The organism is Desulfovibrio sp. UIB00 (genome assembly GCF_022508225.1).
GTDB lineage: Bacteria > Desulfobacterota > Desulfovibrionia > Desulfovibrionales > Desulfovibrionaceae > Desulfovibrio.
Genome location: NZ_JAETXJ010000001.1, coordinates 192,815 through 206,926 on the forward strand (window position 1 = coordinate 192,815; position 14,112 = coordinate 206,926).

Consider the following 14,112-nt stretch of genomic DNA (forward strand, 5'->3'; position numbering starts at 1 on the left):
ATAGCGCTGGGCGGGGAATTGCTGCCGTTGAAACCTGGACGGGAATCCCGGCATTTCTGCAAATGCGGGATGTGCTGATCTGGATATGACAATGGATTACCAATAACAATTCTCGGCTCGGATTGCTACTGTTTTACAATCAAAAAGCACTTCGGCCTGCGCAATCCTTGTGCCTCTGCCGCCCCTGCGTTACAAAAAAGAAAAACAGTTTGCTGATTTGATCTACGGCATTCCAGCGCCTGCCGTTGGGGTCGCTGGCGTTTTGCGTATCGGTTTGAGCATGCGGGATGTTACGGTCTGATTTTTTTATGGAGGTCCCATGAAGCGGCTGATCGTCTTATGCTGTGTTTCTCTGGCCCTGCTGCTGCCCCAGGCAACCCTTGCCTGCACTACCTTTATTGTTACCAAGGGGGCCAGCGCAGACGGCTCCGTGATGGTAAGCCATTCTGACGACAACGATCTCAACGACCAGTCCATTGTGTACGTTCCCGCCCGCGACTGGCCGGAAGGCGCGCAGCGCCCCGTGTACGATTCCGCCGTGGCGGTGAAGGAAAATCCCGCCACCAATACCTTTCTTGTTCCCCGCCTTTCAGACCCCAAACGCGCGCCGGGCTATAACCACCCGGATACGCCGCGCACGATTGCCATCGGCTTTATCCCTCAGGTGCGGCACACCTTTGCCTATATTGACGGCAACTATGCCATCATGAACGAGCATGGCCTCATGTTTGGCGAATGCACGGATGGGGCGCACAATACCTGCACGGCAGAGCCGGGCAAGCGCATTTTCTATTCGTCCGAGCTGGCGCGCGTGGCGCTGGAACGCTGCAAAACCGCCCGGGAGGCCATTGAGCTGATGGGCGCGCTCATTGAGCAGTATGGATATTATGGAACGGGTGAAACCCTGCCTGTGGCCGACAAAAACGAAGCATGGGTTATGGAAATGGCCCCCTCCCCTGCGGGAGCAGGCGGCCTGTGGGTGGCCCAGCGCGTGCCCGACGGCCAGTTTTTTGTGGCGGCCAACGAATTTCGCATCCGCGACATCACGCCCGGCAACCCCGACCAGATGTACGGCAAAAGCCTGTTTGCCACGGTGGACAAATACAACATGCGCAGCCCCAAGGACGCGTCCAAGCCTCTGGACTGGCTGACCACGGTAAGCGATGGCGAGTATAACCACCCCTACTATTCGCTGCGCCGCGTGTGGCGGGCGCTCTCTCTGGCGGCTCCTTCGCTCAAGCTGCCTGCCTGGGTGGAAAACGGCGCAACCCGCGCTTATCCCTTTTCCGTCAAGCCGGACAAGCTGCTGAGCCTGGACGACATCAAGCGCATGCACCGCGACCACTACGAGGGAACGGAATTCGACCTCACCAAGGGCACTGCGGCGGGGCCGTTTGGCAATCCCAACCGCATTATCGGCCCCAAGGATCCCAGCGGCGACGTGAGCCCGACCACCAAGCTTGAAGGCGCGTGGGAACGGCCCATGGGCATGTACTATGTGGGCTACACCACCATTGCGCAGTATCGGCCCGATGTGCCGGAACCGCTCGCGCTGGTGTGCTGGGTTGCGCTGGCTCCGGCGGCGGAATCTGTCTTTGTGCCGCTGGCGGTCGCCCCCATGCCCGCAGGCTACGAACAGGGCGACACCCGCCGCTTTGCCAAGGATTCCGCATGGTGGGCCTATTCCCTGGTGAGCGATTACGCCAACATCCGTTACGACCTGATTTCTCAGGAGATTCAGACCAGAGCTGCCAGCATGGAAACCGCCTTTGCCGCCCGCGTAGCCGCGCTGCAAAAGGAACTGGCCCCCAAGGCGGCATCATCCCCGGCGCAGGCGCAGGCCGCCTTTTCCAAGGCCCTGAGGGCGCAGGCAGAGGGCGCGTTGCGCGACTGGCGGGAATTTTTCCCCCAACTGGTGGCGCGGCACTGTCAGGGTTTTCTCAACAGCCCGGACAAAATGGCCCAGAACATCGGCTATCCCGATGCATGGCTGCCCCGCACCAACTATTCCACCGGCCCGGTCTCGTACAAAAAGCCCCGGCAGTAGGCTTCGCAATCTGCCAAACCCCAGGAGGATGCGTGTATGTACTGTAATCGTCGGCGTTTCCTGCAATCAATGGCTGTGACGGGCGCGGGACTGTGCCTGCCCTCGCTCACGTGGGCAGGTTTTGACCCCCTGTGGAAGCCTGGCTCCGTGTGCGTCAATCCCATTGATGTGACCGTGTTCGAGATGTTCAAGATCGGCCCTGGCCCCTCCAGTTCGCACACCATCGCGCCCATGTCGGCGGGTAATGATTTTATCCATTTGTGCGCCCAGTTGCCGCAGGAGCAGCTTGCCCAGGCGGATGCCGTCAAGGTGCACCTGTACGGCAGCCTCTCGGCCACGGGCAAGGGGCACGGCACTGACCGCGCCGTGGCGGCGGGCCTGCTTGGGCAAAAGCCCGATGAATGCAAGGCCGAATTTCTGGACAACCTTTTTGTAAAACCGGACGACACCCGCACGGTGGTACTTGGCCCGGCCCGGATTCCGCTCAAGGATTCGGACGTGATCTTTGAACAGGGCACAATCGAGGCTCCGTTCAGCAACGTGCTGGTCATCGAGCTGCTGGGCAAGGGCAAACAGCTTGCCTCGCGCGAATACTATTCCGTGGGCGGCGGGTTTTTGCAGTGGAAGGGCTGGAAGGCACCGGACAAAGGCAAGCCCGTACATGCCTTTGATTCCATGAACGGCCTGCTTGAAATCGTGAAGAACACGGGCAAGAGCATTCCGCTCATTATGCTGGAAAACGAAATGTCCATCACCGGGCAGTCGGAACAGAACATCCGGCAGGGCGCGCAGCGCATCATCCACGTGATGGACAGTTGCGCCGCCACGGGCCTTGGGCTGGAAGGCAAGCTCAAGGGGCCGTTTGGCCTGGAGCGTCGGGCCAAACTCATGCTGGAGCAGGCCGCCAGCTCGCCGGAGCCAGCCGATGCCTTTGCGGCGCGGCTGTCGGCCTACGGGCAGGCCGGGTCGGAAGAAAACGCCATGGGCCACCCCATTGTGACCGCGCCCACGGCGGGTTCGGCAGGGGTTATGCCTGCGGTGGTGCACATGCTCATCAAGGAGCGCGGCAAAACAGAAGCCGACCTTGTGGACGGCCTCCTGGTGGCCTCCATGGTGGGGACGCTCATCAAGCGGCACGCCAGTGTGGCGGGCGCGGACGTGGGCTGTCAGGGCGAGATCGGCTCCGCCTCAAGTATGGCGGCTGCCATGCTGTCGCAGGTGATGGGCGAAACGCCCGATGTGGTGGAAAATGCGGCAGAATTTGCGCTGGAGCACCATCTGGGCATGACCTGCGACCCTGTGGGCGGCTATGTGCAGATTCCCTGTATTTCGCGCAACGCCATGAGTTCCGTGAAGTCGTGGAACGCCTGGATGATGGCCCGCACCGGGCAGGGCACCAAGCACCCTGTGGGGCTTGATCTCTGTATCCGCACCATGAACCAGACAGGCCGCGACATGAAGGACGACTACCGCGAAACCGCGCGCGGCGGGCTGGCATTGTTCTATACGCAGGGGTGCTAGAAACCCCAACGTCTTTTGCCTTCAAGGCAACGCTAACAGCCCGTTTCTGCGCAGGTTTGCTCCTAAGAGTGCTATCCCTGTTCAGAAGCGGGCCGTTTTCTTGCCTGAGAGTTGGGGGCATATGACTCAAGCGTATGGTCGTGGCAGCGTTTACGTCCGCGATTTCACCCATGTGCTGATTTCGCGGCCAAATTCCGCAAAATCTTCAATGTGCGTATGCGCCACGGCGTAGACCACATTCCAGTCCAGACTGGTGTATTCATGCACTGCGATATTGCGCAGGCCCACACCCTTGGCGAGTTTGCGCGCCACAGCCTCGGAGAGTACCCCCTGCCGGTGCAGCAGCAAAAAGGCCTCCGCCATCGTTGAAGGCACCGCCGGGGAGTCGGCAAGGATGCTGGTGGCAATATCAATGCTGATCTGCACAGCGCGTTGCAGGTTCAGAATGAGAATGTCCTGGAGGTCAAAATCCTCTGCGAGTTGCTGCGCATTTGCCGGGGTTTTCTGACGGATGCGCTCCATGCAGCGCTGGAGTGAAACAAGCTTTGTCTTGATGACATCCGTATCCATCAGAACCCCCGTTCCAGACTTTTTTCAATGATTCTTTGGCGCAGCGGCTCCATGTCCGCCTGATCAAAAAGCATGCGCTTGAGCAGCATGGCATGGGCGGTGTCTGAACGCTTGAGGGCCAGGGTGCCTGTGGTCAGCACCTGACGTAAAATCAGCCCCCAGGCAGTGGACAGGTCAACAAGGTCAACCTCGCGCTTCACGACAAGGCTAAGCTCTGCCATGAGTTCAAGCCGCGCCTCGGGCGAGAGTTGAGATGCCGCAAGTACAGCCACGTCCACATCGCTGTCGGGCCGCAGAGCGTCACGGGCTGCGGAGCCGAACACGAACGCCAGCTGAATTTCAGGATGGAGCGCAAGCGTTCTTGCTACTTGTTGGATGAGAGCGGTTGTCATGCTGCGTTCCAGTATTGCGGTGGTTGCTGCAACATAACAATCAATATGCGGGATGACCAGTCTGGCAAAGAAGCGAACAATTCATGGTAGTTGAATAATTATCAGGGGTGGGGCTTAACTACGTTGGTAACTAATTATGCTAACCAGTACGCTTGTATATAATTTAGCGTATTTCAGGGGTAGAGTATAGACATTGCGAAATAAATTTGTTGTGGTGCCAACATCTGCGCACAAAAGTAGTCCAAGGCATAGGTGAACCATGTACCTCTCAGACATCAGAATATGGAACTTTAGAAAATTTGGTCAATCCGAAAAAGAGGGAGTGACTCTTCCCGGAGTTCACATCCCATTTAATGAAAAATTGAATGTTCTCATTGGTGAAAATGACGCCGGAAAATCTGCTATAGTTGATTCCATCCGGTTAGTCCTTGGAACACAAAGTCGAGAATGGTTTTATATCGATGAAAGTGATTTTCACTTTGATGGAGTCCATCGCGCAGACTCTTTCAAAATTGAATGTTGTTTTAAGGGATTCACAGTCCGAGAGGCTGCGAATTTTTTAGAATGGATAGATATCATAGAGAGTAATGGGGAACCAGAATATTCACTCACAGTCACCTATTCTGCTCAATATACTCCCGAGAAGATACTAAGGGAGTTGAGGGCTGGATCAGATATAGAGGGCGCTTCACTCCCCCTTGCAGCTCAAGACTTACTGAGAGTGATTTATCTCAAGCCATTGCGCGATGCAGAAAATGAACTAACGCCAGGACGTAATTCTAGGTTAGCCCAAATTCTTAAAGCTCATCCTGCATTTCATAAGAATGTTGGTGAAAATCATGCGCTAGAAACAATAGTAGGTGAGGCTAATAAAAAAGTAGAGGAGCACTTTACAGAAGCTGGCGATGAGAAGGCTGCTAAACTTCTAGCGACAATTAATAGTCATCTTTCAAGCTTTTTTTCTCCTAATGATAAGCACGAATCAAATATAACGATTTCTGGCAGTGCGCTGCACGACATTTTGCAAAGACTAAGCCTAGTTTATGGGAACGAGCCTCCTGGTCTTGGCTCTCTCAATTTATTGTACATGGCAGCGGAGTTGCTGCTTCTTCAGGCAGGGGAAGATACAGGTTTACGGCTTACCATAATTGAGGAGCTTGAAGCTCATTTGCACCCACAAGCACAGCTTCGTTTAATAAAGTATCTTCAGTCCAGTATGCCAGGACAGCTAATCCTCACCACTCATAGTACGACATTGGCCTCAAGCCTCAAGCTTGAAAGTTTAATCATTTGCAAGGATGGCGAGGCCTTTCCAATGGGGCCGGCGTATACCAATCTTGAGCCCAAGCATTACGACTATCTGGAGCGTTTTCTTGATGCCACAAAGGCAAATCTTTTTTTTGCTAAAGCCGTGGTAATGGTTGAAGGGGATGCTGAAAACATACTGCTACCTACAATTGCAGAGTGCCTCGGTCGACCATTATATCAATATGGTGTGTCTATTGTGAACGTCGGGAGTACCGCATTTTTACATTATGCAAAGGTTTTTTCTCGGAAAGACGGTCAAAAAATGGGTATTAAAGCTGCTATTATAACGGATTTAGATGTTAAACCGGAGGAGGAACAAAAAGGCAAACAACTGACGGAAATCGAAGATGAAAAAAAGGAGGCTCATAAAGCCATTGTCAAGCGATATGCAGCGGATGGCGTTGAGACTTTTGTTTCTCATAATTGGACTTTGGAGTATGAGATTTCTCTATCTAGCTTTGCATTTCAATTTTTGAAGTGTGTTTTTGAATCAGAAAAAATTCAAAATGCTAAGACTGGTGAGCCTAAGTCATGGGTGTATAAAAAGTGTTTAAAAGAAAGTGCAGAGCGCTGGAAGAAATGGAATGGAGATGGAAAAAGCAAAGAATATATCGCTGATAAAATTTACAGGGGGATTATGCTTAGGCGTGACGATCCAACGAAGAATAAAATATCCAAAGCGATAGTCGCGCAGTGTTTTTCTAGCGTTCTCGATGGATGGCACAACAAGGACTCTAAAAAGCTTCGTGCTCGTCTCCTTTGCCCCGAGTTAAAATATCTTTCAGATGCTATCGCTTATGTGACCGAACCCATAGAAGAGCTAGAAAATGATTAATATATCTGATTCGGATATCGCGTATGCTGAGGGGATGTTACTTCCACCGGGGTGTATCTTTGATGACGAGCGGCGAACCTTCATAAGAGAGTTGAGTTCTTGTGACGTGCTAGCTTGCCCGGGAAGTGGAAAAACCACTGCCTTGCTCGCTAAGCTTTTGATCTTATCAAAAAAGATGCCTTTTTCTGGCGGCGGGGGAATATGTGTTCTGACCCACACAAATGTCGCTATTGATGAAATCAAGAAAAGGCTGGGTATAGACGCGAGAACTCTTATTAACTATCCAAACTTTTTTGGTACAATTCAATCCTTTGTTGATCGTTTTTTAACTATCCCTAAATTCATTGAAGAATACGGTGGTCGTCCGTGTGTTATTGACACGGACAGGTGGGTGAATAGCCTTTCAAGGGAATGCGGTAAATCTTCAGCTTCGCCCTGGATAAGTATCCAGGTAAAAAATAACCCAACTTGCAATAGCTCAAATGATTTATTGCGAAAAATTATTCTTGACCCAAATACGCTGGATTTTGATCTTTCTAATATACGATTGAAAGACCCCAACACTCAGACCCACAAAGCCATTACAGCTTGTTGCAAAAAAGTGTTATCAAAGGGAATAATAAGTTTTGAACAAGCTTTTGCGTTGGCAGAAAAATATTTAAATGACCACCCTACGCTTAGCAGATTGATCGCAAGTCGCTATCGCTTTGTATTAATTGACGAGATGCAAGACACCGACTCCCGCCAAATAGAAGTTTTAGATGCACTGTTTTCTGAACCCTCCCTTGTTATTCAAAGAGTCGGCGACCCTAACCAAGCTATTTTTTCTGTGTCAAAAGATGGTGACATGGAATGGGTGCCGAGGGAACCAAGGTTGAATTTTTCTACATCTATGCGCTTTGGAGAGGCTCTGGCAGTAGCCATCGACCCTATCCGCATAGACACAAAGATAACTCTTGCCGGGAATTCGAAGATCAAATCTCACCCTCCATACATGCTTACATATGATGATAGTTGTATGGGCGGCGCTATCGAAGCGTTTGGGGTGTTGATCCAGCGCCTTGGGTTGGATTCAGACCCAACAACGCCAAGAATTTTTAAAGCTGTTGGGTGGATTGGACAGGAAAAGGACACCCCCTGTATCCCCAAGTACTGGCCCCTGTACCGATCAAAACTTAAACTTACCCCTCGCTTTCCCAATTTTATTTCTTACGTTGCTGCGTATAACGCATTAGCAAGCTGTGCTCATTCTCCTAGCACATTCAAGAGTTATATGATGGAGGGGCTTGTGGGATTTGCTAAATGGTTGCCCGATGAAGTTGTTGGAAGGCTGCCTTTGACGGCAAGAAGGCTTGAGCGATTGTTAGAGAAGGATTATCCGGAAGACCTCTGTTTGATTCGGAAAAAGATAACAGCATGGCTCAATCAACTTGTTGCAGGCGATGAAGTTGCTGCCGTTCATGCAGATATAGTTGACTTTTTTAGCACAAGTACCGTTTTTGCTACATATGCGGTTGCCGCCAGTAAATTTCTGGTTGATGAAAACATTGATTCAACGTGTGTTCAAGATGAAGCCTGTAACAGGATGTGCTGTTCTGAGCAGTTAAATGTCGAGATTGGAACAGTTCATTCCGTTAAGGGGGAAACACATACAGGAACGTTATTTCTTGAAAGTAAATATCAAAAAAAACACGATTCAGAATATTTGATGCCGCTGCTCAAAGGAGAAGGACTGAAGAAACCTATAGGAGTACATCTTAAATCTTGCATCAAAATTGCACATGTAGCCATGAGTCGGCCAACACATTTATTTGCAATGGCTTGCCACATAAATAGGATCGCAGAGCATGCAAATGATTTGAAGCAGCGGGGGTGGGAGCTTGTCAGTGTTAAGAGCCTACTGGAAGGAGACGCTTAGTAAGGTCTTTTGGTTTGCTAAGTTTATGAGACCTGAATACAAGTATTCCGTCTATAATAAAAGGCCGCAGCCAAATAAAAAGAGCTGAAGCCCGCAAAGGTTTCAGCTCTTTTCTAATCACGTACAAGAAACTGGCGGAGGGGGAGGGATTTGAACCCCCGGAAGGCTCACACCTTCAACGGTTTTCAAGACCGCCGCGATCAACCGCTCTGCCACCCCTCCGCAGGGGTGTTTTCTCCGGCTTTATGCAGAGGCGGCCAAAATGCCGCGTACAAGGCGGGAGAAAATGTCGACGGCGCGATTACCCTGTGTGAAGGCAATAGCGCCGCCGAAAAAATGTGTCGCTACGCCACTTACTTAATGGCGTCTTTCAGGCCCTTGCCGGGCGTGAACTTGGCAACCTTGCTGGCAGGAATGGTGATTTCCTTGCCGGTGCGGGGGTTGCGACCCTTGCGGGCGGCGCGCTCAACCACCTTGAAGCTGCCGAAACCGGTGAAGGTCACGGATTCGCCAGAGGCCAGGGCTTCGCGCAGCGAGGCCACCACGGCGTCAAGAGCTTCTTCGGCTTTGGCCTTGGTGGGCAGGCCAGCTTTGGCATGGATCTTTTCTACGAGCTCAGCTTTGGTCATGATGCTACTCCATAAAGGATTTCGGTTATTCCCTGCAAGCCGGACCGGGTCGACAAGCCAGAAGTCTGGTGCCGGGGCCCGATTCGCCGCACTCAAAAGAAACAGCCGCAAAAAAGCCGCCAAGGCTTTTTCACGTCATGGGGGAATCGTAAGCAAAACCGCTTCTGCTGCGGTCAGAACTTTTGTTTCCTTACGTCAGGGGCGGTTTCCTGTCAACGAAAAAGCGCAGAATCCCGCGTCTGCTCTAGCTTTTCACGAAATACCGTTTGGGCAAACAGGCTCGATGCAAGAGTCTGCCCCTTACTGGAAGTTTTTTATCTGCCCGAAATATAATGATTAAAAAATACTGTTATAGATCAACCAGGCATACTTCGTCATCGCCGAGGTTTCGGCCCAGAAAAAGGCTGCCCGTCCGGGCAAAGCGGGCGGCATTGTCAGTGGTCAAAAAACGGTAGTGCGCGCCGCTATCCGCAGGTCGCAGCAGGTTGGTGGCCCGCAGTTCGTCAGCCACGCACTGTGCCGTGGTTGCGGCAGAATCCACTATGCGCACCTGCGGCCCCACCACGTTTTGCAGTGCCTCCTGCAACAGTGGAAAGTGCGTGCAGCCAAGCAGCAGGGTATCTGGTTCCAGATCGCCTCCGGGGGCGGCTCCCTCAAAGGGAAAGATGTCAGCCAAATAGCGTTTTGCAACGCCTTCCACAATGGGGCCGTTCATCCAGCCTTCTTCGGCAAGGGGCACAAAGAGGGTGCAGGCGCGCCCGGTCACAACGGCGTCAGGCCGGATGCGGGCAATGGCCTTCTGGTATGCGCCGCCGGAGATGGTGGCCTCTGTCGCCACTACAACTATATGACCGTTGGCGCTGGCTGCGGCAGCCGCCTGCGCACCGGGATCCACCACGCCCATGACCGGCAGCGGGGCAAACTGCTCCCGCACTGCGGAAAGCGCCGCAGAGGTTGCCGTGTTGCAGGCAATCACAAGCATTTTGACGCCCATGTCCACCAGCTTTTGAGCGGCCTTGAGCGTATAGCGCGTGATGGTGTCGCGCCCCTTGGTGCCGTAGGGCAGACGGGCGGTGTCGCCAAGATAGAGCAGATCTTCGCCGGGCAGACATTCTGCCAGGGCCTTGAAAACCGTGAGGCCGCCCATGCCGGAATCAAAAAGACCAATGGGCAACCGGGAAGAATCATTCATTGCAATTTCCTTTACAGTGCCGCGCGCGATACTGCAAAACGCGCGCCTTGGGGGCTTTGCTGCCTGCCCAGAACAGGCGAAGCGCCCCCGGCGCTGCCCTGCGGCAGGTCGAAAGCGCTCCGGCCAGAAAAACTCGGGCGGCAGCGGCGCTAGAAACCTTGGCCCAAATAGCGCACGGCTGTAAAGAGCAAAACTGCGGTCAGAAGGGCCTTCAAGGCAATGGAAGGCACAAACTTCTGGCAACGCGCCCCGGCATACATGCCGCACATGCCGCCAAGGCCCACCAGAACGCCCATGCGCCAGTCGGGCGCAACGGCCATATCCGGATAAAAGGGCGCGAGCAGAGCGTAAAACGACACGCCCGCCACGGAAGTTATAAAGGTGGCAAAAAGCGTGGACCCGGCAACAACATAGACAGGCAGCCCGAAAAACGAAACCAGAAACGGCGCCATGATGGCCCCGCCGCCGATGCCGTAGATGCCGCCCACAAGGCCCACCACAAGGCTCAGCAGTATAAGCGCGCGGGTGGCGACAACATATTTGGTTTCCTGAAACACAAAGGCCACTTCCTTCATGTTCCAGTAGAGTACATGGCAGCACATGAGCCTGCCGTTTTTGTCTTCGCAGGTGGGCATGTTCTCCTTCTTTTCCTTGCGCGACCACAGCGAGGCCCTGCCTTGCCATGTGGTCATGGCCATGCGCCCGCCAATGTACAGCAGCACAAGACCTGCAAAGATTTTAAAGCTCTGGGGATTGGGCAGCAGATTGATGCGCACGATGGCCCCTATAAACACGCCCGGCAATGTACCCAGGGCAATGGTAAAGGCCAGCGGCCACACAAGCCGCCCCTCGTGCCAGTAGCGCCATACGCCCGAGGGACAGGCCAGCACGTTAAAGAACTGGTTGGTGGCGCTGACGCTGGGGTTGGTGTAGCCCAGAACGCTCATCTGAAACGGCAGCAGCAAAAATGCGCCCGAGATGCCACCCATGGATGTGAAAAAAGAAATGCCCAGAGCCACCGCAAAGGGAACAAACGGGTTGCATTCAATGCCTGCAGTTGGAAAATACATGCTGGCCTCCTGCGAAGATTGCGTGATAACTATGAAGAAATATTAAAAATTTTCTTTGAACGTAAAGTTTTAATGTTCACGGTTTCTATAATAAGCGTGAACATTAAAATTGTCACGTCATTCCGCAAAAGGTTTGCCGCCGCCGTATGCGGGCGCGCTGATTTTTCCTGCGACGCCGGGCCATCATGTCATCCTGCGCGTTGCCTGCGCACCGGCAAAAAGGTATGATGTGTCTTTCAAAGCCACCAGCCGCCAATCTCCCCACGGCAACAACAAGCAGAGGATGCACCATGCTGGCCATTCTGGACTACAAGGCAGGCAATCAGACGAGCGTGCGCCGCGCCCTTGAACATTTGGGTATACCTTGCGCCATCACGGCGGACCCCGCAACACTGGAACGCGCCCACGGCATCATTTTTCCCGGTGTGGGCGCTGCCGGGCAGGCCATGCGTGCCCTGCACCCCACGGGCCTTGACGTGCTGCTGCGCGAGGCAGTCAAGCGCGGTCAGCCCCTGCTGGGCATCTGTCTGGGCTGCCAGATTCTGCTTGACCGCAGTGAAGAGAACGACACCACAACTCTTGGCATCGTGCCGGGCCTGTGCCGCCGTTTTGAAGACAACATGCGCGAAGAGGACGGCACCCCCGCGCCCATCCCGCACATGGGCTGGAACAGCCTGAAAGTTTCCGCTCCCTGCCCGCTGCTCGCGGGCGTTGCCCCCACAGCGGAATTCTATTTTGTGCATAGCTATTATGTGGAGCCGGACCCCACCTTTGTGATCGCCACCACCACATACGGCAAGGAATTCTGCTCCGTATACGGGCGCGACGGCCTGTGGGCCACCCAGTTCCACCCCGAAAAAAGCGGGCGTCCGGGGCTGACAATTCTGCGCAACTTCTACGACTACTGCGAGGCGCGTCATGCTCAGTAAGCGAGTGATTCCCTGCCTGGATGTGCGCAACGGGCGGCTGACCAAGGGCGTCAAATTTGTAGGTAACGAAGACATCGGCGATCCTGTTGAAACCGCGCGGCGGTATTATGAGGAAGGCGCGGACGAAATCGTGTTCTACGACATCACGGCTTCCGCTGAGGCGCGCGGCATCTTTATTGATGTAGTGGAGCACGTGGCGGAGCAGATTTTCATCCCCTTTTCTGTTGGCGGCGGCATTTCCAGCGTGGCAGACATGCGCGCGGTGCTGCTGGCCGGGGCGGAAAAGGTTTCGGTAAATTCGGCGGCGGTCAAGGATCCGCACATCATCAGCGATGGCGCGGATGCTTTTGGCTCCCAGGCTATCGTGGTGGGTATGGACGTGCTGGCTGTTCCGGTAAGCGCAGAAATCCCCTCCGGCTACGAAATCGTCATCCACGGCGGCCGCAAGCGCATGGGGCTGGACGCCATTGCCTGGGCGCGCCGTTGTCAGGAGCTGGGCGCTGGCGAACTCTGCGTCAATTCCATTGATGCGGACGGAACCAAGGATGGCTACGAACTCAAGCTCACCCGCGCCATAGTCGATGCCGTGTCCATCCCCGTGATCGCTTCCGGCGGTGCGGGCGAGCCGCGCCACATGCTCGAGGCTGTAACCGAGGGCGGGGCCTCCGCTGCGCTGATCGCGTCCATCGTGCACTACGGTCAGTATTCCATCCGGCAGTGCAAGGACTACATGGCCGGGCACGGGGCCAAGGTGCGCATGACCTGGTAGGCTCTGCCCCATGGTTTGTGCGGCCTTTTGTCGCATCAAAAGACGAAGATATGGGTAAAAATTCTTTCCACGTGGATCAGGTTCCAGCTGCGCTTGCTGCTGTGCTGCGCGATCTGCCCCGCGTGGCGGTGGCTTTTTCCGGCGGGCTGGACAGCCGTTTTTTATGCCATGCGGCTCTGTTATGCGGTTGCAACGTGCTGGCCGTGCATGTTTATGGCCCGCACATCCCCCCGCAGGAAAGCGCCGGGGCTGCCGCCTGGGCGCGTGAGCGCGGCCTGAAACTGCACACGGCGCGGTTTGATCCTCTTGCCCTGGCGGAGGTGGAGACCAACAGCCCCCAGCGCTGCTATGGATGCAAGACTGGGCTTGTGGCTCTGTTGCGTGGCGAGCTTGCCCCCATGGCGGAAGCTCATAACCGCGTGCTCTGCGATGGCACCAATGCGGATGATTTGCAGGCTTACAGACCGGGACTGCGCGCGCTTGAAGAGGGCCGCGTGCGTTCGCCCCTGGCCGAAGCCGGGCTGACCAAGGCGCAAGTGCGCGAGGCCGCCCGCGCCACTGGTCTGGACAGGCCGTGGCAGCGCGCACGGCCCTGTCTGCTGACGCGGCTGGCCTATGGCATGCGGCCCGAGGCCGACACGCTGGCGCATCTGGCAGCGGCGGAGGCCGACCTTGCGGCATTGGGAGCAACCGGCCCCGCACAAGGTGAGGCCCTAGGTGCCGCGTTGGAAGAGGGCCGTGGAGGCGCGCTGGGGGATTTTCGTCTGAGGCTCACGCCGGAGCCTGTGTTGCAGGCTGAAAAACTGTCGGAAGACCTGCTCCCGGAATTGCAGTGCATCCTGATCCGTCACGGTTTCTGGCCTTGCAAGCTGGAGGCAGGCGGCAATATCAGCGGCTTTTACGATGCGGGCAACAGCAGCGGAAGCCGCTAG

13 protein-coding genes and 1 tRNA gene are annotated in these 14,112 nt (G+C 54.7%); 8 read left to right on the plus strand and 6 right to left on the minus strand.

The features are described 5' to 3' along the window. Positions 1–319 precede the first annotated feature (319 nt). Together JMF94_RS00805 and JMF94_RS00810 are read left to right on the plus strand one after the other, a co-directional pair. Positions 320–2,047, plus strand: coding sequence for a C69 family dipeptidase (locus tag JMF94_RS00805; RefSeq protein ID WP_240823326.1), 1,728 nt, complete (start codon positions 320–322; stop codon positions 2,045–2,047). Between the two features lie 36 nt (positions 2,048–2,083). Further along, the gene (locus tag JMF94_RS00810; RefSeq protein ID WP_240823327.1) at positions 2,084–3,568 is read left to right on the plus strand and encodes an L-serine ammonia-lyase; all 1,485 of its coding nucleotides are present in this window, start codon (positions 2,084–2,086) and stop codon (positions 3,566–3,568) included. A 150-nt stretch (positions 3,569–3,718) separates the two neighbouring features. Here the strand turns inward: JMF94_RS00810 and JMF94_RS00815 are convergent, their stop codons facing one another. Both JMF94_RS00815 and JMF94_RS00820 read right to left on the minus strand, forming a co-directional pair. Then, positions 3,719–4,138 carry a DUF86 domain-containing protein gene (locus JMF94_RS00815; RefSeq protein ID WP_240823328.1) on the minus strand — a complete coding sequence of 140 codons (420 nt, stop codon included), beginning with the start codon at positions 4,136–4,138 and terminating at the stop codon, positions 3,719–3,721. Further along, positions 4,138–4,530: a nucleotidyltransferase domain-containing protein gene (locus JMF94_RS00820; protein WP_240823329.1), complete on the minus strand. Its 393-nt coding sequence runs from the start codon at positions 4,528–4,530 to the stop codon at positions 4,138–4,140. Before JMF94_RS00820 ends, JMF94_RS00815 begins: the two co-directional genes overlap by 1 nt. 259 nt (positions 4,531–4,789) lie before the next feature. Here JMF94_RS00820 and JMF94_RS00825 point away from each other — a divergent pair, with 259 nt between their 5' ends. Both JMF94_RS00825 and JMF94_RS00830 read left to right on the plus strand, forming a co-directional pair. Then, the gene (locus JMF94_RS00825; protein WP_240823330.1) at positions 4,790–6,673 is read left to right on the plus strand and encodes an AAA family ATPase; all 1,884 of its coding nucleotides are present in this window, start codon (positions 4,790–4,792) and stop codon (positions 6,671–6,673) included. Continuing rightward, positions 6,666–8,591, plus strand: coding sequence for a UvrD-helicase domain-containing protein (locus JMF94_RS00830; protein WP_240823331.1), 1,926 nt, complete (start codon positions 6,666–6,668; stop codon positions 8,589–8,591). Before JMF94_RS00825 ends, JMF94_RS00830 begins: the two co-directional genes overlap by 8 nt. 132 nt (positions 8,592–8,723) lie before the next feature. Here the strand turns inward: JMF94_RS00830 and JMF94_RS00835 are convergent. Then, positions 8,724–8,813, minus strand: a tRNA-Ser gene (locus JMF94_RS00835). Between the two features lie 131 nt (positions 8,814–8,944). Beyond that, the gene (locus JMF94_RS00840) at positions 8,945–9,220 is read right to left on the minus strand and encodes an HU family DNA-binding protein (RefSeq protein ID WP_022659096.1); all 276 of its coding nucleotides are present in this window, start codon (positions 9,218–9,220) and stop codon (positions 8,945–8,947) included. On the opposite strand from JMF94_RS00840, the gene JMF94_RS00845 reads away from it, so the two are divergent. Beyond that, positions 9,219–9,560, plus strand: a complete 342-nt coding sequence (locus JMF94_RS00845; RefSeq protein ID WP_240823332.1) for a hypothetical protein — start codon at positions 9,219–9,221, stop codon at positions 9,558–9,560. The two genes, JMF94_RS00840 and JMF94_RS00845, sit on opposite strands and share 2 nt — an antisense overlap. 9 nt (positions 9,561–9,569) lie before the next feature. On the opposite strand, the gene murI is transcribed toward JMF94_RS00845, so the two are convergent. Then, a complete protein-coding gene (gene murI, locus JMF94_RS00850) occupies positions 9,570–10,412 on the minus strand; it encodes a glutamate racemase (protein WP_240823333.1) in 843 nt (280 codons plus the stop codon). Between the two features lie 149 nt (positions 10,413–10,561). Continuing rightward, positions 10,562–11,482, minus strand: a complete 921-nt coding sequence (locus JMF94_RS00855; protein WP_240823334.1) for a sulfite exporter TauE/SafE family protein — start codon at positions 11,480–11,482, stop codon at positions 10,562–10,564. 290 nt (positions 11,483–11,772) lie between these two features. Here JMF94_RS00855 and hisH point away from each other — a divergent pair, with 290 nt between their 5' ends. Genes hisH through JMF94_RS00870 form a run of 3 tightly spaced genes read left to right on the plus strand, consistent with a single transcriptional unit; the run spans position 11,773 to position 14,112 of the window. Next, positions 11,773–12,411 (plus strand): imidazole glycerol phosphate synthase subunit HisH, encoded by a 639-nt coding sequence (gene hisH, locus JMF94_RS00860; RefSeq protein WP_240823335.1) that lies wholly within the window; start codon positions 11,773–11,775, stop codon positions 12,409–12,411. Next, positions 12,401–13,180, plus strand: coding sequence for an imidazole glycerol phosphate synthase subunit HisF (gene hisF / locus JMF94_RS00865; protein WP_240823336.1), 780 nt, complete (start codon positions 12,401–12,403; stop codon positions 13,178–13,180). Before hisH ends, hisF begins: the two co-directional genes overlap by 11 nt. A gap of 50 nt (positions 13,181–13,230) precedes the next feature. Next, positions 13,231–14,112 (plus strand): PP-loop family protein, encoded by an 882-nt coding sequence (locus tag JMF94_RS00870; RefSeq protein ID WP_240823337.1) that lies wholly within the window; start codon positions 13,231–13,233, stop codon positions 14,110–14,112.